The sequence below is a fragment of the Brevundimonas sp. FV2ps16 genome, assembly GCF_058681075.1.
Genome location: NZ_CM178728.1, coordinates 2,045,432 through 2,063,069, shown reverse-complemented (window position 1 = coordinate 2,063,069; position 17,638 = coordinate 2,045,432). Strand labels below are relative to the sequence as shown.

Sequence of the window (17,638 nt, the reverse complement as noted above, 5' to 3'; positions counted from 1 at the left end):
GCCGCCCCAGAACGCCACGCGCATGAAAAAAGGCCCGGGCGTCTCCACCCGGGCCTTCAGTTCATTCTGGATCAGGCCCGATCAGGCCGTCTCTTCTTCCTCCGACTTCGCAGGAGCGCCGCCGGCGCTCTTGATGTCGAAGTCGATCTTGCCGTCCTTCAACTGGACCTTGACGTGCCCGCCGCGCGTCAGACGCCCGAACAGGATGTCGTCGGCCAACGGCTTCTTGATCGAGTCCTGGATGACCCGCGCCAGCGGACGCGCGCCGTACAGTTCGTCGAAGCCGTTCTTGGCCAGCCAGTCGGCCGCTTGGTCAGTCAGTTCGATGGTGATGTTCCGGTCCGCCAGCTGGGCTTCCAGTTGAAGGATGAACTTGGTCACCACCGACCGGATCGTGTCGGCCTGCAGGGGCTTGAAGGCCACGATGGCGTCCAGGCGGTTGCGGAACTCCGGCGCGAACAGACGCTGGATGGCCTTGTCGTCCTCGCCCTCGACCTTGCCCCGACCGAAGCCGATGGAGGCGCGGGCGTTGTCGGCGGCGCCGGCGTTGGTGGTCATGATCAGGATGACGTTCCTGAAATCGACCTTCTTGCCGACCGCGTCGGTCAGCATGCCGTTGTCCATCACCTGCAACAGGATGTTGTAGACATCCGGGTGAGCCTTCTCGATCTCGTCCAGCAGCACCACCGAGTGCGGGTGCTGATCGACGGCGTCGGTCAAAAGCCCGCCCTGGTCATGGCCGACATAGCCGGGAGGCGCCCCGATCAGACGGCTGACCGTGTGGCGCTCCATATATTCCGACATGTCGAACCTCTGCATCTCGATGCCCAGGGTCGAAGCCAGCTGTTTGGCCACCTCGGTCTTGCCGACGCCGGTCGGACCGCTGAACAGGAAGCTGCCGATGGGCTTGTTCGGATCACGCAGACCCGCCCGCGCCAGCTTCATCGCCGCCGAGACCTGTTCGATGGCCTGCTCCTGGCCGAACACCGCCCGCTTCAGATCGACGTCCAGCTCACGCAGGCTTTCGGTGTCGGACTTGGACACCGACTTGGCCGGGATACGCGCCATCTTGGCGATGACGGTCTCGACCTCTTTCTGGCCGATCACCTTCTTGCGCTTGGATTCAACCACCAGCATCTGCGACGCCCCGGCCTCGTCGATCACGTCGATCGCCTTGTCCGGCAGCTTGCGGTCAGTCATGTACCGCGCCGACAGTTCGACCGCCGTGCGGATGGCGCTGTCGGTGTAGCGGACCTTATGGTGCTGTTCGTAATAGGTTTTCAACCCCTTCAGGATCTTCACCGTATCCTCGACCGTCGGCTCGTTGACGTCGATTTTCTGGAAGCGACGCACCAGGGCGCGATCCTTCTCGAAGTGCTGGCGATATTCCTTGTAGGTCGTCGAACCCATGCACCGCAGCGAACCCGAGGCCAGGGCCGGCTTGAGCAGGTTCGAGGCGTCCATGGCCCCGCCCGAGGTCGCGCCCGCGCCGATCACCGTATGGATTTCGTCGATGAAGAGCACGGCGTTGTCGTGGTTCTCCAACTCCTTGACCACCTGTTTCAGACGTTCCTCGAAGTCGCCGCGGTAGCGGGTGCCGGCCAGCAGGGCGCCCATGTCCAGCGAATAGATGGTGGCGTCCTTCAGGACGTCGGGCACTTCGCCGTTGACGATCTTGCGGGCGAGACCTTCAGCGATGGCCGTCTTGCCGACGCCGGGATCGCCGACCAGCAGCGGATTGTTCTTGGTCCGGCGGCACAGGATCTGGATCGAGCGTTCGACCTCGGCCTGACGGCCGATCAGCGGATCGACCTTGCCCTGGCGCGACTTCTCGTTGAGGTCGACGCAATAGGCTTCCAGCGCCTCGCCGCCCGACTTGACCGCGGTTGCGTCTTCGGACTCCTCGGGCGAAGCGCCCTTGGCCGGACGGGTTTCCCCGCCGCCTGCCTTCTTGGCGATGCCGTGGGCTATGAAGTTGACCGCATCATACCGCGTCATGTCCTGCTCTTGCAGGAAATAGGCGGCGTGGCTCTCGCGCTCCGAGAAGATGGCGACCAGAACGTTTGCGCCGGACACGTCTTCGCGGCCGGACGACTGCACGTGGATGACGGCGCGCTGGATCACCCGTTGGAAGCCGGCCGTCGGCTTGGCGTCCTCACCATCGGCGGTGGCCAGGGCGGCGAGGTCATTGTCGACATAAAGGGTCAGGGCCGCCTTCAGGGCGGTAAGATCCACGTTGCAGGCGCGCATGACGCCCGACGCATCAGGATCGTCGATCAGCGCGAGCAGCAGATGCTCGAGCGTCGCATACTCATGCCTGCGCGCGTTGGCGTAGCCGACGGCGCGGTGCAGGGTTTCTTCGAGAGGACGGGAAAATGAAGGCATCGGAAGGTTCCTCTCAGTCCTTTTCCATCGTGCATTGCAGCGGGTGCTGATGGCGGCGCGCGGTTTCGATGACCTGCGCGACCTTGGTCTCGGCGACCTCGTAGGTGAAGACGCCGCAAACCCCCACGCCGTGCTGATGCACATGCAGCATGACGCGGGTGGCCTCTTCACGGCTCTTCTGGAAGAACCGCTCCAGCACGTAGACGACGAATTCCATCGGCGTGTAGTCGTCGTTCAGGATCAGCACCCGGTACAACGAGGGCTTCTGAAGCTTCGGCTTGGTTTCGGTGATGGTGGCGGCGCCTGCGCCGCCCCCGGTTTCACCGGGCCTTTGTATGGGCATTCGTATTCCGTGATCGGGGAGTCGTCTTGGCTATCAGATAGGGAATGATGGCCTGAATTGAAGCGGCGTCCAGTCACAGGTTTCGTGAAACCCAAACCCTGTCGCCAAAACGAAAAAAGCCCCGGGGCGAACCCCGGGGCCTTTCAGATCATTAATGATGTGGCGATCAGCGAGCGGCCTGGAAGGTCTCGACCGACTCGGTCACGCGTTCGTTGATCGGCTTCAGGCTGTCCTTGACCGTGGAGGTGAGGATCTCGTTGGTCTTGGTCAGTTCAGCCATGTAGCGTTCCATGGACTTCTTGGCCCAGGTGGTCTGGAGTTCGAAGAACTCCTGCACCGAGCGCGCGGTCGACAGTTCCTTGCTGGCGGCGACGCCGTCTTCCCAGGACGTCTTGGCGAAGCCGAGAGCCTGCTGCGACAGGGCTTCGGCGCCCTTTTGGGCGACCGTGGCCGACTCGACCATGGCGTCCAGGTTCTTCTTGCCGTGGGCGTTCAGTTCGCTCAGCGAGGCCACCGACTTGTCGATGCCTTCGCGCAGCGCCTTGGCGCCCGCGACTTGGAAGGTCTCAGCCTGGGCTTTCGCCTTCGCGGCGGTCTGTTCGACGGTCTTCTTCACGGTTTCGGCGCTGTCGGCCATGGTCGTGTCTCCGAAGTTGTGAGCCTGCGGGGGAATAAGGCACGGCGGCATTCAATCACGAGGCGAACCTCGTTCGGTCGTCCTTATGCTGCAGGCGCGAAGAGCAATCAAGTTAATTTTGTGCATCGCACCATATAAGCGGCGATAACCCGGTTCTTCGCTTCAAATTCGCGTTGACGACCGGTTAACCACCATGAAACCCCCAGTTCCTATGCTAGGTCTTCAATCGCGTAGGCCGGGGGGCCTGTCGCACCCTGAGTTCCAAGCGAGGGTCGTAACCGCCCATGATTTCCTTCGTCCGTCGTGGCCTATTCGCCCTGCTCGCGCTTTCGATAGCCCTGGGCGCCAACGTCCGCTCGATCGAGGCGCAGTCGCAAGAAAATAGCCGCTACGCCGCCATTGTCATCGACGCCGCCTCGGGCGAGGTCCTGTTTGCGCGCCACGCCGACAGCCGTCGCTATCCGGCGTCCCTGACCAAGATGATGACCTTGTATCTGGCCTTCGAGGCTCTCTCTCAGGGCAAGGTCAAGGCGGACGATGTTCTGACCGTGTCCTCACGGGCGGCTTCGGAACCGCCGTCCAAACTGGGACTGGCGGCGGGCCAGACCATCACCCTTGACGACGCCATGCGCGCCACAGCCGTGCGGTCCGCCAACGACATGGCCGTCGTCATCGCCGAACATGTCGGCGGGTCGGAAGCCCGTTTCACGACCTTGATGACCCAGAAGGCGTCGCAGCTGGGCATGACCCAGACCCGCTACTACACCGCCAACGGCCTGCCCGACGCGCGGCAGGTCACGACGGCGCGCGACCAGGCCATGCTGGCGCGGGCCATCATGCGCGACTTCCCCCAGTATTACAGCTATTTCGGCCTGCACGACTGGGCCTACAACGGTCGCAACTATCGCAACACCAACGGCCTGCTGCCGACCGGAAACGGCTATGACGGCATGAAGACCGGCTATACCAACGCCTCCGGCTACAATCTGGCGGCCTCTGCGGTGCGCGACGGCCGTCGCCTGATCACGATCGTGCTTGGGGGTCGCTCCAGCGCCAGCCGCAACGCCCATGTCGCCGAACTGATGGACACGGGCTTCGAGGTCGAACGCCGCCGCAGCCAGGGCGAAAATATTCAGATCGCCCAGTCCTTCTTCGAGCAACGCGGCTTCGGCCTGGGCGAGACCAGCGCGCCGATCGCCTATGCTTCGCTCGGCAATGACGACGAGGACGGCATGGGGGCGGAGTCCAGCGCCGTCGCCTACACGGCGGCCGCGGCGCCGGCGGTTCTGCCGAACCGGGTCGCCCCCTCCCCGTCCGAACGCACTGCGGCCGCGAGCCAGCGCGCGGCGGCAACGGCCCAGGCGGCCGGAACGACCCAACGCGCGCCCGGCAACGTCACCGCCTCTCTGAACGGCGCCCCTACCGGCGCCGCGGTCGCCGCCTCCACCCCCCCACGCCGCGCGACGCCCTCGCCCGCACGCGAGCCGGCGCGCGCCGCCCGTCCTGCCGGCCGCTGGGCGGTCCAGGTCGGCGCCTTCAGGGATGAGAAGGTCGCCACGGACTGGCTGACCGAGGTCAATCGCCGCTTCCGCACCCAGTTCGCCAGCGCCGAACGCAATGTTCAGACGGCCGGCGACTGGTACCGGTCGCGCTTCACGGGCCTGACCGAGGACGCCGCCAAGGCCGCCTGCGACGCCCTGTCCCAGCGCCGCGTCACCTGTATGGTCGTTCGACCGGACTAAGTCTCAGGCCTTGGCGATCCGGCCGCCGCCGCCTTCTATGGCGTCCAGCAGATCCATCACGTCCTCGATGGTGTTCGCCTCGCGCGCCGGCTTGTCCCAGCGGATCCGGCTGATCCGGGGAAAGCGCATGGCGACGCCTGACTTGTGCCGAGTCGATCTCTGCAAGCCTTCGAAGGCGACCTCCAGCACCAAGCCGAAATCGCGCGCAGCCCGAACGGATCGCACAGGCCCGAACCGCTCGACCGTGTGGTCACGCACAAACTTGTCCAGCTGTTTCAGTTCCTCATCGGTGAACCCGAAATAGGCCTTGCCCACCGGGGTCAGCACGCCTTCTGGGGTCCAGACGCCGAAGGTGTAGTCGGAATAGAAGCTGGATCGTTTGCCGTGCCCCCGCTGGGCGTACATCAACACGGCGTCGATGACGTGGGGATCGCGCTTCCACTTGAACCACGGCCCCTTGGGACGCCCCGCCAGATACGCGCTGTCCCACCGCTTCAGCATCAGCCCTTCGGCGGCCGCGCCGACCGGTGGATCGGCGCGCAGCCGGGCCAATTCTTCCCAATCGCGATAGTGCACAAGGGACGACAAGTGCAGGCGCGTTCCGGAATGTCCCTGGACCAGCGCCTCGAGGCGCGCCCGCCGAGCCCGCAAAGGCAAGGCCCGCAGGTCTTCGCCCCCCTCGGCCAGGATGTCGTAGGCGACCACCGCCGCCGGGAAGGCCGCCATGGCCTTGGCGTCAACCGTCTTGCGGTTCAGCCGTTGCTGCAAATCGCCAAACGGCGCGATCGCGCCGTCGCGCCAGACCACAAGTTCGCCGTCCAGCGCGCCTTCGAACGTCAGCGCCTCCACCACGTCGGGAAAGGCGGCCGATATTTCATCGCCGGTGCGGGACCACAGCTTGCGAACGTCGCCCTCGACCACCGCCTGAACGCGGATGCCGTCCCATTTCCATTCTGCGGCATAGTCGTCCGGGTTCATCTTCGGAAAATCGACCGCCTCGTCCACGGCGACCGCCAGCATCACGGGGCGGAAACGTCCCGGCGCATCCGGGCTGGGTCGTTCCGCCCTGCCCTCCAGCCAGGCGAACAGATCGCCATAGGGCGGCGGGACCGCGTGCCAGACTTCTTCTATAGCCGAGACATCAACCGACTCGAGCACCACAGTCGCCTCGGAGCCATCCGGCGAGGGAGCTCCGGTGATTTCCGTGGGCCGGATCATCGCCGCCGCCGTCTTGGCGAGCCGCGCCGACAAGCCGACGCGCAGGCCGCCGGTCATTAGCTTCAGCAGCGCCCATCGTCCCTTGGGCTCCAGCGTGTCGAGCCAGCCCTCCAGCAGCCCCTTGACCTCGGACCGGCCTGCCGTGCGCAGCGCCTCGACCACCTCCGCCAGTCCCGGCTCGCGGTTTGGCCGGAGGTCGGGCGGGGCCGGCCAGATCAAAGCGACCGTCTCCGCCAGGTCGCCGACGTAGTCATAGGACCAGCCGAACAGCACTCCATCCACCCGCGCCTCGACCGCCTTGCGGATCATGGCGGGCTTGGCCGCGTCGAAGGTCAGGTCGCCAGTCAAGGCCGCCAAGGCCCAGCCCCGGTCGGGATCGGGGGTCGCGCTCAGGTAATCCCTGAGCAGCACCAGTTTGGCGTTCCGCGAGGCGGTCAGCGACAGACGATCCAGAAGCTCGGCGAAGGCGCGCATGATGATCCATCTTGGGCGTCCGCAGCGTCGCCGTCAGCCCAGAACGAAAAACGCCCCGGAGGTTTCCCTCCGGGGCGTCTTCGATCAGGCAGGGTTCAGTTGAACAGGCCGGCGATAACGGCGGTGATCAGCCCGCCGGCGACGGCCGCCAGCACCACGTCATTGCCGCTGCGGACATATTGATAGCCGCGCGGCGGCGCGCGCAGACCGTAACGGCCGTAGTCGTTCACCACATAGGCGTTGGAACGATAGTAGGACGGCATCCGCTGGCCGTAGCTCCAGGTCCGGACCGCATAGCCCCGCGGAGGCGCGTATCGCGGCGCATTATAGCGACGCTGGGCCTGCTGCCAGCGGGCATACTGACGCTGATCCTGACGCGCTTCCTGGCGCTGGTGCTGGCGATAGTCGCGCCGCTCGTCGCGACGGTCATCTCGCCTATCGTCGCGTCTGTCCTGACGCTGCTCGTAACGGCGGTCGTCGCGGGACTGTGCCGATGCGGCGCCGGCTGCGCCCAATGCGCTGGTGGCCAGAACCGCGGCCATGGTGGCGGTGAGAATCTTCTTCATCGGGATGTCTCCATCTGCGGTCGAACCATTCGACTTGCCCGCACTATGGAGATCTGCGGCTGAGGACGGTCTGAACCAGCCTAGTCGTCCGCCATTCAGACCAGGACCGAGTTTCAGCCTCAATCAGGCAGCGACCGAATGCTCCGCGTTTGAGCCCGACCGCCCCACGGCTTCTCGCCCGCCGGGAACCCGACTCATCATTTCCGCCAAGGCGCCGAAGTCGATCGGCTTGGTCAGATAGGCGTCCGCGCCGGCGTTCAGCCCCGCCTGATGGTCTTCCTTGCGGGCCGAGGCGGACAGCACGACGATCGGAGTCTCGGCATTGGCTCCTCCGCCCTCGCGGATCAGACGAGTCGCCGTCAGGCCGTCCATCACGGGCATATTGACGTCCATGATGATCAGGTCGAACGGCTGCGTCTGCGCCGCCTCGACAGCCAGTTGGCCGTCCTCCGCCGTAACGGTGACATGCGACGCCGTGCTCATCCAGGCTTCCAGGATCATGCGGTTCACCGGGTGGTCCTCGACCACCAGCACCCGCAGGCACTCGACGCATTCAGCCGGGGCTTCGACGACTTCGGCGGTTGCGGGACGGGCCCATTCGACGACGTCCGCTTCAACGGTCAGTGTGAAGCATGAGCCCTCGCCGACCGTCGAGGTCACAGCGATGTCGCCGTGCATGATGTTGGCCATTCGTCGCGCAATGGTGAGGCCCAGCCCCGTGCCGCCGAACCGGCGTGTCGAGGACGCATCGACCTGGGTAAAGGGTTGGAACAGCCGCTCCAGATCGGCCGGCGATATGCCCGCTCCGCTGTCTTTCACGGAAAACTCGAAACCAACCCTCCGGTCGGAAATACGATGCCCGCGAACCAAGTAACGAATTTCGCCCACGTCGGTGAACTTGACGGCATTGGACAGAAGGTTCTGCACCACCTGGCAAACTCGCAGGGGGTCGCCGCGCACGACCGAGGGAATTTCACCTTCCCATTCCGACACGAAAGTCAGGCCCTTGGCCTCGGCCTGGGCTTCAAACGGACCGGTGATCCGGCGATGCAGATCCTCCACGACGACATCGACCACCTCGAAGGTCATCTTGCCGGCCTCGATCTTGGTCATGTCGAGAATGTCGTTCAGCAGCGACAGAAGGTTGTCGCCGGAATTGCGGATAATCGACAGGTACTCGCGCTGCGCACCTTCAAGACGGGTCGCGCTGAGCAGTTGGGCGGCGCCCAGCACCCCGTTCATCGGGGTGCGGAGTTCATGCGAAATGACGCCTAGGAAGTTCGACTTGGCGTCGTTGGCGGCGTTCGCCTTGTCGCGCGCCGCCTCCAGCTCCTCGATCAGATGGGCCTGATGGGCCTGGAAGGCGTCAATCCGCCCCTCCCTCAGCATGGTCATGGTGACGAGAACGAACAGGCAGGCGGCGGTGAACGGCAAGACCGCCAGCATCGACCAGAACTCGGGCTCGCCCCACAGGCTGAGCAGGATGATCCCCGCCGCGCCGGCATAGGGCGACGAGATGATCATGGCCTGACGAGGCGAACTGCGTAGCTGGGCGAAGACCAGCACGAAGCCGGAAATGATCAGGGCGATGGCGAGTGGACGGCCGAACGAAGCGTCGGAGAACCAGGCCATCAGTGGGGCGATGGCCCATGCCGCGGTCGTAGCGGCGCCGACGGCCGGGAAAACCATGCCCCAGCCGACATCAACCCTATGGCTCAGCTTATGTTCGACGACGCCACGGATTGAACCGGCGGCGACTGTGATGACGAACCAAAGCATGGCCTGCCACCACGCCACAGTCCCCAGCAAACCCAGGGCCCATGTGGCGATGATGATGTAGCGCAGATACTGCGTCTGCAGGATCGCCGTCAGGGCCTGGGCGGGATCGCCCGCGCGTCGATCACCGGCAAAGGCCTTAGCCACCCCGTCAGATTCCACCATGTCCCAGCCGTCCCCACGTTCTGTTTGGTCGCATGACGCTAGGACGAAGGTTCTAAGACGGAGTGAACGCTGGTTTTTGCGCAATCACACGCTGTGGACAATCTCGCTCGGCGCCAGCGCCTTGATCGACAAGGCGTGAATCGGCCCCGCCAGTTCATCCTTAAGCAGCCCGTTGACCGTTCTTTGCCGGAGCACCCTGGACTGCCCCTCGAACGCGGCGGACACGACCGTCAGATTGAAGTGGGTTTCCCCTCCCGGCTGGGCGTCCATGCCGCCTTCATGGTGATGGCCGGCGTGCCGCCAGCTGTCGTCCTCGATCTCCAGCCGTTGCGGCGATAGCGCGGCGCTCAGTTTTTCGCGGATAATCTTCGCCACGGGGCCGTCTGACATGATCGTTTCCTTGAAGAGGTCCAAATCCGCACTACACTTCGTGTGATGTCCGCCTCCTTTCAATACAAGCCGCGCTTCACCGACATCCGGGTGAAACCGCCGAAGGCTCAGGAGGAGGAAGCCGCCCAGGCGGACGTCCTGCACCTCAAGCCCGGCGAGAAGCCTTGCCAATGGCCTGACTGCCGCAAGGCCGCGACGGCAAAGGCGCCCAAGTCGCGCGAGCGGCTGAACGACTTTTATGAATTCTGTCAGGCCCACGCGGGCGAGTACAACAAGGGTTGGAACTTCTACGCGGGTATGAGCGAAGGCCAGATTCGCAGCATTCAGGAAAACGAGGCCATGACGGGCGGCCGCCCGACCTGGGAGATGAAGGCCGGCAAGTTCACGCGCGAGGCCGCCGCCTTCTCCGCCAAGATGGGCACGGCGAACAATACCGGCGCCGGTTCGTGGCGTGACAGCTTCGGCCTGTTCGGGCGCAAGGGCGATCAGGCGCCGCAATCGCCGACCGAGGATCGCCGTATCGGCAAGCTGGAACGCGCCGCCCTCGCCGATCTGGATCTGGAACCCGGCGCCGATAAGGCCAGGATCAAGGCCCAGTACCATGGCCTGCTGAAACGCTTTCACCCCGACACTAACGGCGGCGACCGCGGCGCCGAGGCCAAGCTGCAACGCGTGATCAAGGCCTGGAAGACGTTGAAAAAGGCCGGGCTGGCCTAAGGCGGCGTCGCGCCTATTTCGACGGCCGCCCGGGCACGGGCGTCAGGTTTTTCAGGCTGGGCTGCGACGCGTTCTTCTTGGGCGGCGCCGCCTTCTTGGTCTTGCCCTTGCTCTCTTTCATGCGGATCGGTCTTCCTGTTCAAAGACCCACCCTAACAGCCGCTGGACCGGCAAATGAGGCCGAGGCGCGTTCGCGCCCATGGCGTTTTCGCCAAGACTTCCCAAATAGGAGGATGGTCGCCGAGGCGCGAACCGCCGACAGGCGGTTGATCGGATCCGGTTTGACCACCATGCGAAACCAGTCCTCCCCATGACATGGCTCATCGAGCTGTCCGTCACGCACGTCGCGACGGCGCTTTCTCTCTCACTCGAGGGGAGCGAAAAAGCATGATCGGTTATCTGATCCTGGTCCACCGCTACCCCGAACAGTTCAAACGCCTGTTCGAAGCCGTCTATGACCCCGCCAACCACTATGTCATCCACGTTGATCGAAACTCAGGCCCAGAGCTGGAGCAGCAGATCCGCGACCTCCTGGCGCCCTACGCCAACGCCGCCGTGATCGAGAGCCGCCGCGCGCTTTGGGGCGGCTACAGCCTGATCGACGCGGAGCTGCGCGGGATGAAACGTCTGCTGGAGATGAGCGACGACTGGTCGGTGTTCATCAATCTCAGCGGCCAGGATTTTCCGCTCAAATCCCAGGCCGACATCAAGGCCTTCCTGGCTCGCCATCCCGGCCAGGAGTTTATCCGCGCCGTCGATCAGAAGAAGGTCCGGCCCGACACCATGAACCGGGTGCGCAATCTGGTCTTTGAACGCCCCAAGGGCATTGTCCGAACCCTGCTGCGCCGTCCGTTCCTGCGCGGCGCGACCCCCTATATCGGCAATCAGTGGATGATGGTGAGCCGGCGCTTCTGCGAATTCGTCTGCCACGACAAGGCGGCGGACCGGTTCAAGGCCTTCTACCGCCACACCTTCATCGCCGACGAAGGCTTCTTCCAGACCGTGATGAAGAATACCGAGGTCCACGGGCCGATGGTCAACGACGACATGCGGATGATCGACTGGATCCCCGACGGCGACATCAAATTGCGGCCCCGGACCTATACGATCGCGGATTCGGCGGCGCTGAAAGCCAGCCCCTCCCTGTTCGCGCGCAAGTTCGACCAGGAGACCTGCCCGGACGTTCTTCCCATGTTGGAACGCTGGATCAGAACGCCCCGCGCTGTGATCCGCAGCGTCTCAACACCAGCCACCCAAAGAACAGGCGCCGTCATCGCTGCCTGAAGCCCGATCCTGAACAGGCCGAGCGGGACGTCCTCAGGGCTGTCCCGCTCCATCGTTCGACGCGGTCATCAGCGGGGCCGCCGGCTCGCGGAAATAGCGATCGATGCCGTCGGCGACCGACTTCATCAGACGACGACGCGCGCGCTCGTCGGTCAGCAGCCGCTCATCCTCGGGATTGGTGATGAAGCCCATTTCCAGCAGCACCGCCGGCACGTCGGGCGCCAGCAGCACAGCCAGGCCCGCATCGCGGTGGCTGCGGCGCAGCAGCGGATGGTCCGAGCCTTCCAGATGGGTCAGCAGGACGCGCGCGAACTGGGCGGAGCGGTTCTGGGTGGCGCGCTGGGTCATGTCCAGCAGTATCCGGTCCACCGAGGGATCGCGGCCCGGCAGGTGCAACTCGCGGTGCCAGTTGTCGGTCCGCGTGAACTCACGCACCGCCCGGCCGGCGCCCTGTTCGGAAAGAGTATAGACGCTGGCGCCGCGCACGGCCGGATCGCTTCCGGCGTCGGCGTGCAGAGAGATGAACAGGTCGGCGTCCGCCTGACGCGCAATGGCGACGCGGCGGTACAGATCGACATAGGTGTTGGTTTCGCGCGTCAGACGCACGCGATAACGGCCGGTCCGCTCCAACTCGGCCTTCAGGGCCAGGGCGGCGGCCAGGGTGACCTGGCTTTCGCTGATCTTGGCCCCGCTGGCGCCGGGGTCGCGTCCGCCATGGCCGGCGTCGATAACGATCAGCGGCCGTTCGGCGCGACGCGGCGTCGGCGTCGAACGCGGCGTGGCTCGCGGCGCGGGCACAGCCCCGCCCACGGCCTTCAGGTCCACGACATAGCGATAATGGGCCACTCCGTCGCCGGGGGGCAACAGGAAGCGGCGCTCGATCTCGCTTCCGCGCGCCAGCTCGAGCTGAACGCGCGAGGCGCCGCCCGCCGCGCTGACCTGATAAGACCGGACCAGCCCCGACCCGCCGCCGTTCAGACCCCTGCCGGGCGCGACGCCGTTCAAGGCCAGGGTGACACGGCCGTCTGCGCCTGAATCGATGACCCGACCCTGCGTCGACTTGTCCAGATCGATGACCACCCGGGTCCGGTCGCCGTCGGCGCCGAAGCGAATTCCCCGGACATCGCCCTGGGCGCCCCAGGCGAAACCACGCGTCGCGAACAGCGCCACGGCGCATATGACGACGAAGGCCAGGGCGGTCATCGCCCATTCCCTCGCGCCCCAGCGCACCACATCTGTCAAAAAGCGACCACCCATAACGCCGTCGAACCCATCCTACGCGAACTTGAACCTCATAATGCCAGAGGCTCGTATTCAGGGGGTTAAGGCCGAACACCTTTTAATTCGCGTACAGCGTGACTATGCTGTGAACCGTCCGCGAACCGATCGCGCCTTTTCGCCTTTGCGAATCCCGGCGCGCCCTCCTCGCGGCGCTGACTTTCACCAATCCTAGAACCGTTCCGGCGCCGCCGGTGGTTCGAAGAGCGGACCAGGGTCGCGGCCTTCCCCAGGGATTGGCGCGCCCGGTTCAGGACCGACGACCTCCATGGGCCTTTCCGCCTGCGCTCCCCAACGGCTTGATCAAGCCTGCTTCGCCCTCCCCGGCGAAGGGATGTCGCGTGCGCCGGCCCTTCCCCCCGTTCGGCGAGCCGCCATGACCCTACCCGGTGTTCCGGGACGGTCGGCCTGTGCGCGCCAGAGAGAGACTTTCCATGTCAAAGACCATGCTGATCGACGCGGCCCACCCGGAAGAAACCCGGGTCGCGATCGTTGACGGACGCCAGATCGAGGAATTCGATTTCGAGTCCCGTGCGAAGCGCCAGCTTCGCGGCAACATCTACCTCGCCAAGGTCACCCGCGTAGAGCCCAGCCTGCAGGCCGCCTTTATCGAGTACGGCGGCAACCGCCACGGCTTCCTGGCCTTCAACGAAATCCACCCGGACTACTACCAGATCCCGGTCGCCGACCGCGAAGCCATCATGGCCGAAGCGCACGACGACGACGATGAGGACGATCTGGGTCGCGAATCCGACGACGACGCCGATCCCGAAGCCGCCCTGGCCGACGAAGAGCGGCTGAAGCGCCGCCTGATGCGCCGCTACAAGATCCAGGACGTCATCAAGCGTCGCCAGATCCTGCTGGTCCAGGTCGTCAAGGACGAACGCGGCGCCAAGGGCGCGGCCCTAACCACCTGGCTGTCGCTGGCCGGCCGCTACTGCGTCCTGATGCCCAACACCGGCAAGGGCGGCGGCATCAGCCGCAAGATCACCAACACCTCCGACCGTCGCCGCCTGAAGAGCGCTGTCTCGGCCCTTGAAGTGCCCAAGGGCATGGGCCTGATCATCCGCACGGCCGGCGCCAAGCGCACCAAGGCCGAGATCAAGCGCGACTACCAATATCTGCTGCGCCTGTGGGAGACGATCCGCGAGACCACCCTCGCCTCTCACGCCCCCTCGGTGATCTACGAGGAAGAGAACCTGGTCCGCCGCGCCGTGCGCGACATGTTCGACAAGGATTTCGACGGCATCCAGGTCGAGGGCGTCGAGGGCTTCAAGGAGGCGCGCGACTTCATGCGCGTGCTGATGCCCGCCCAGGCCAAGAAGGTTCACCTGTATCGCGGCTCGCGGCCCCTGTTCGCGGCCAACGGCATCGAAGAACTGCTGACCCAGATCCATCAGCCGGTCGTGCCGCTGAAGTCCGGGGGCTATCTGGTCATCAACCAGACCGAAGCCCTGGTGGCCATCGACGTCAACTCGGGGCGGGCCACCAAGGAACGCAACGTCGAGCAGACGGCGTTCAAGACCAATATGGAAGCGGCGGAAGAAGCCGCCCGCCAGCTGCGTCTGCGTGACCTCGCCGGCCTGGTCGTCATCGACTTCATCGACATGGATGAGGGCAAGAACAACCGCGCGGTCGAACGCGTGCTGAAAGAGGCCCTGTCGGCCGACCGCGCCCGCATCCAGATGGGCCGTATCTCGCCCTTCGGCCTGATGGAGATCAGCCGTCAGCGCCGTCGCCTGGGCGTGATCGAGGGCGCGACCGAGGCCTGCCCGCACTGCCAAGGCACCGGCCGCATCCGCTCCGCCGAATCCGCCGCCCTGATGACGCTGCGCGCGGTCGACATCGAAGCCGGCAAGAATGGCGCGGGCGTCGTGGTGCTGAAAGTCTGCACCGCCGTCGGCCTGTATATCCTGAACCACAAGCGCGCCTATCTGCAGTCGCTGCTGGAGCGTCGCGGCCTGAACGTCATCGTCCAGATCGACGACAGCCTGGGCCAGGGCGAGCACAACATCGATCGCACCGAGACGAACGAGGACTTCGTCGCGCCCGAGATCGAGATGCCCAACCTCGACGACGACTTCAATCCGTCCCTGTACGAAGACGAGGATGAAGACGACGACGAGGAAATCGTCAGCGACGACGATGACGACGACATCGAGGCGCTGGACCGCGAGGACAGCGACGACGACGAGCCGCGCGAACGGGCTGAACGCAGCGAGTCGGGCGGGCGTGATCGGGGTCGTGGTCGCAATCGCCGCCGTCGCGGCGGTCGTCGCGACGAGGAAACCGCCGAGGTCTCCGACGCCTCGGACGCCGCCGATACGCTGAATATCGACGACGCCTCGGACGACGAAGAAGACGAGAACGGCCGCCGCCGTCGCCGAGGCCGCCGGGGCGGCCGCCGCGTCCGCGAGGATGGCGAACGCGACGTCTACACCTGGGTCCGCGGCCGCACCCCGTCGCTGGACGATCCTTACGTCTGGTTCGACCCGCTGAACCCGGGCCGGCCCGAGCCGCGCAACGAACGTCCCGAACGCGCTGAACGTGCTGCAGGGGCTCAAGCCGAGATTGAGGGCCTGGACGCTGTCGCAGGCGAAGGCTCCGGCGAGGAAGGCGGTCGTTCGCGTCGCCGTCGTCGTCGCGGCCGGGGTCGGGGCGGTGACACCGTCGGCCAAGAAATCAAGGTCGAGAACCGCGCCACCAACGAAGGCATGCCGCCCGACGGCTCGCCCCACACGCCTATGGCGGTGATCGATGAACCCGCCGCCGACACGGTCGAGGTTGACGTCCCCGCTGTTGCGCCGGAGCCCCAACGTCGTCGCGTCCGCCGCAAGTCGGCCGACGCCGTGGCTCAGCCCGCGCCGACCGTCGAGGTCGAGGCCCACGTCGAACCGCACCCGGACACGGCGATCGAGCCGAACGAGGCCTCCGTCGAAGGCGGCCCGGTCAAACTGGACATTACGCCCGAGGAAGCCCTGGCCGCCGAGCCGGTCGAGCTCGCCCCGGTCGAACAGCCCAAGCCGACGGTTGCGCCCGAACCTCAGCCCGCCGTTCTGGCCGAGCCCGTCGTCGCCCCGACGCCCGAAATTGATGTCCAGGCGATCATCGCTGAAGATCCCAACCAGATCGTCGCCCCGCCCGCAAAGCCCAAGCGCGGGTGGTGGCGCCGCTGATCGGTCACGATTAGACTGTCAGGATACCGGCGGGGGGTCGGTCGTTTTTGGAGTACGCCATGACGTGGCTTCCCCGATCCGCATCCCGCGTTCTGACGGCGGCGGCGGTGGGCTTTGCAGCCCTCGTCGCCGCCAGCCAGGCCTCGGCCCAGAGCCTGATCCGCGACACCGAGATCGAAGGGATCATCCGCGACTGGGCCGACCCGGTCTTCGTCTCCATGGGTCTGAACCCGGCGGATGTCGAAGTCCTGCTGGTCAATGACAACGAACTAAACGCCTTCGCCACGCGCGGGCGGATCATGGGCGTCAACACCGGCCTGATCCTGCGGACCAAGAACGCCAACGAGCTGTTGGGCGTGATGGCGCACGAGGCGGGCCATATCAAGAACCGCCACACCCTGCGCGACGGGGCCCAAAACGCCGCCAAACAGCCGATGTTCATGACCATGGCCCTGGGGGCCCTGGCCATCGCCGCCGGCGCCCCGGACGCCGGCGTCGCCCTGCTGGGCTCCAGCCAGTATTTCGGCACGATCGGCGCCCTTCAATATATGCAGAGCCAGGAAGGCGAGGCCGACCTGACCGGAGCACGGGCGCTGGAAGGCGCCGGCGAATCCGGCGCGGGCCTGGTGTCCTTCTTCGAGAATTTCCGCGCCCAGGAAGTCTTCTCCGACGCGCGTCGCTATCCCTATTTCCGCAGCCACCCCCTGTCGTCGCAGCGGATCGAATCGATGCGCCGCTACGTCCAGGACCAGCCCCACTATGGTCACCGCGACAGTCCCGAACGGATGGCCCAGCACGCCCTGATCCTGGCCAAGATCCATGCCTTCATGGACCCGCCCAACACCACCCTGCGCGCCTATCCTTCGACCGACGCCAGCCTGCCCGGCCGCTACGCCCGGGCCATCGCCTGGTACCGCGACGGCCAGACGGACAAGGCCCTGGCCGCCGTCGACGCCCTGATCGCCGAAGACCCGCAGAACCCTTATTTCGCCGAGCTGAAGGGCCAGATCTTCTTCGAGGAGGGCCGTCCGGTCGAGGCCGTGGCCGCGCACCGCGAGGCTGTGCGGCTCAAGCCCGACGCCCCCCTGCTACGCGTCAACCTGGCCCACGCCCTGATCGGCACCGACGATCCCAAGAACCTGGACGAGGCCATTGACCAGCTGAAGCACGCCACCGTGGCCGAGCGTGAGAACACCATGGCCTGGCGTCTGCTGGGTCAGGCCTACGCCGCCCAGGGCAAGGAGGGCGAGGCCCGTCTCGCGACGGCCGAGTATTATTTCGCCGCCGGCCAGGAGCGTGAGGCCACCCAGTTCGCCCTGCGGGCCCGCAGCATGCTGGATCCCAACTCCATGGAATGGCGCCGGGCCGTGGACATTGTCCTGGCGTCCGGGGCCACGCCTGACGATCTGCTGGACCTCGACCGCCGCGACGCCGCACGCAAGCCGACCACGCTGAACTGACGCCCTGCCCTTCCTGACCGCGAGCCA

Annotated in this window: 13 protein-coding genes; 5 read left to right on the top strand and 8 right to left on the bottom strand. The window is 65.6% G+C overall.

From position 1 onward, the window contains the following. Nucleotides 1-81: 81 nt before the first annotated feature. From clpA to ACW170_RS10035, 3 genes are all read right to left on the bottom strand, one after another. Entirely contained in the window at nucleotides 82-2,385 is a 2,304-nt protein-coding gene (gene clpA, locus ACW170_RS10045) for an ATP-dependent Clp protease ATP-binding subunit ClpA (protein WP_492086553.1), read from the bottom strand. Between the two features lie 13 nt (nucleotides 2,386-2,398). Then, on the bottom strand, nucleotides 2,399-2,728 hold the full coding sequence (gene clpS / locus ACW170_RS10040; protein ID WP_267516200.1) for an ATP-dependent Clp protease adapter ClpS: 330 nt from the start codon (nucleotides 2,726-2,728) through the stop codon (nucleotides 2,399-2,401). A 166-nt stretch (nucleotides 2,729-2,894) separates the two neighbouring features. Further along, nucleotides 2,895-3,365, bottom strand: coding sequence for a phasin family protein (locus tag ACW170_RS10035; protein WP_492086552.1), 471 nt, complete (start codon nucleotides 3,363-3,365; stop codon nucleotides 2,895-2,897). Nucleotides 3,366-3,649: 284 nt separating this feature from the next. On the opposite strand from ACW170_RS10035, the gene ACW170_RS10030 reads away from it, so the two are divergent. Next, nucleotides 3,650-5,107 carry a D-alanyl-D-alanine carboxypeptidase gene (locus ACW170_RS10030; RefSeq protein WP_492086551.1) on the top strand — a complete coding sequence of 486 codons (1,458 nt, stop codon included), beginning with the start codon at nucleotides 3,650-3,652 and terminating at the stop codon, nucleotides 5,105-5,107. A gap of 3 nt (nucleotides 5,108-5,110) precedes the next feature. Here ACW170_RS10030 and ACW170_RS10025 read toward each other — a convergent pair whose 3' ends face one another. The 4 genes from ACW170_RS10025 to ACW170_RS10010 form a co-directional block, all read right to left on the bottom strand. After that, nucleotides 5,111-6,799, bottom strand: coding sequence for a cisplatin damage response ATP-dependent DNA ligase (locus ACW170_RS10025; RefSeq protein ID WP_492086550.1), 1,689 nt, complete (start codon nucleotides 6,797-6,799; stop codon nucleotides 5,111-5,113). Between the two features lie 95 nt (nucleotides 6,800-6,894). After that, nucleotides 6,895-7,365 (bottom strand): RcnB family protein, encoded by a 471-nt coding sequence (locus tag ACW170_RS10020; RefSeq protein WP_492086549.1) that lies wholly within the window; start codon nucleotides 7,363-7,365, stop codon nucleotides 6,895-6,897. A 123-nt stretch (nucleotides 7,366-7,488) separates the two neighbouring features. Further along, nucleotides 7,489-9,288: a response regulator gene (locus ACW170_RS10015; RefSeq protein ID WP_492086548.1), complete on the bottom strand. Its 1,800-nt coding sequence runs from the start codon at nucleotides 9,286-9,288 to the stop codon at nucleotides 7,489-7,491. A gap of 102 nt (nucleotides 9,289-9,390) precedes the next feature. Then, the gene (locus ACW170_RS10010; RefSeq protein WP_492089166.1) at nucleotides 9,391-9,696 is read right to left on the bottom strand and encodes a BolA family protein; all 306 of its coding nucleotides are present in this window, start codon (nucleotides 9,694-9,696) and stop codon (nucleotides 9,391-9,393) included. Nucleotides 9,697-9,741: 45 nt separating this feature from the next. On the opposite strand from ACW170_RS10010, the gene ACW170_RS10005 reads away from it, so the two are divergent. Together ACW170_RS10005 and ACW170_RS10000 are read left to right on the top strand one after the other, a co-directional pair. Next, nucleotides 9,742-10,413, top strand: a complete 672-nt coding sequence (locus ACW170_RS10005; RefSeq protein ID WP_492086547.1) for a J domain-containing protein — start codon at nucleotides 9,742-9,744, stop codon at nucleotides 10,411-10,413. 387 nt (nucleotides 10,414-10,800) lie between these two features. Further along, nucleotides 10,801-11,697, top strand: coding sequence for a beta-1,6-N-acetylglucosaminyltransferase (locus tag ACW170_RS10000; RefSeq protein ID WP_492086546.1), 897 nt, complete (start codon nucleotides 10,801-10,803; stop codon nucleotides 11,695-11,697). A gap of 33 nt (nucleotides 11,698-11,730) precedes the next feature. Here the strand turns inward: ACW170_RS10000 and ACW170_RS09995 are convergent, their stop codons facing one another. Next, complete coding sequence (locus ACW170_RS09995) at nucleotides 11,731-12,900, bottom strand: N-acetylmuramoyl-L-alanine amidase family protein (protein WP_492086545.1); 1,170 nt, start codon at nucleotides 12,898-12,900, stop codon at nucleotides 11,731-11,733. A 509-nt stretch (nucleotides 12,901-13,409) separates the two neighbouring features. On the opposite strand from ACW170_RS09995, the gene ACW170_RS09990 reads away from it, so the two are divergent. Further along, nucleotides 13,410-16,151: an Rne/Rng family ribonuclease gene (locus ACW170_RS09990; protein WP_492086544.1), complete on the top strand. Its 2,742-nt coding sequence runs from the start codon at nucleotides 13,410-13,412 to the stop codon at nucleotides 16,149-16,151. A gap of 59 nt (nucleotides 16,152-16,210) precedes the next feature. Then, the gene (locus tag ACW170_RS09985; RefSeq protein WP_492086543.1) at nucleotides 16,211-17,611 is read left to right on the top strand and encodes a M48 family metalloprotease; all 1,401 of its coding nucleotides are present in this window, start codon (nucleotides 16,211-16,213) and stop codon (nucleotides 17,609-17,611) included. The last annotated feature ends 27 nt before the right edge of the window (nucleotides 17,612-17,638 follow it).

Coding starts and splice junctions, on each gene's coding strand:
- clpA (WP_492086553.1), bottom strand. CDS start 2,385: ATGCCTTCATTTTCCCGTCCTCTCGAAGAAACCCTGCACCGCGCCGTC.
- clpS (WP_267516200.1), bottom strand. CDS start 2,728: ATGCCCATACAAAGGCCCGGTGAAACCGGGGGCGGCGCAGGCGCCGCC.
- ACW170_RS10035 (WP_492086552.1), bottom strand. CDS start 3,365: ATGGCCGACAGCGCCGAAACCGTGAAGAAGACCGTCGAACAGACCGCC.
- ACW170_RS10030 (WP_492086551.1), top strand. CDS start 3,650: ATGATTTCCTTCGTCCGTCGTGGCCTATTCGCCCTGCTCGCGCTTTCG.
- ACW170_RS10025 (WP_492086550.1), bottom strand. CDS start 6,799: ATGCGCGCCTTCGCCGAGCTTCTGGATCGTCTGTCGCTGACCGCCTCG.
- ACW170_RS10020 (WP_492086549.1), bottom strand. CDS start 7,365: ATGAAGAAGATTCTCACCGCCACCATGGCCGCGGTTCTGGCCACCAGC.
- ACW170_RS10010 (WP_492089166.1), bottom strand. CDS start 9,696: ATGTCAGACGGCCCCGTGGCGAAGATTATCCGCGAAAAACTGAGCGCC.
- ACW170_RS10005 (WP_492086547.1), top strand. CDS start 9,742: ATGTCCGCCTCCTTTCAATACAAGCCGCGCTTCACCGACATCCGGGTG.
- ACW170_RS10000 (WP_492086546.1), top strand. CDS start 10,801: ATGATCGGTTATCTGATCCTGGTCCACCGCTACCCCGAACAGTTCAAA.
- ACW170_RS09995 (WP_492086545.1), bottom strand. CDS start 12,900: ATGACCGCCCTGGCCTTCGTCGTCATATGCGCCGTGGCGCTGTTCGCG.
- ACW170_RS09990 (WP_492086544.1), top strand. CDS start 13,410: ATGTCAAAGACCATGCTGATCGACGCGGCCCACCCGGAAGAAACCCGG.
- ACW170_RS09985 (WP_492086543.1), top strand. CDS start 16,211: ATGACGTGGCTTCCCCGATCCGCATCCCGCGTTCTGACGGCGGCGGCG.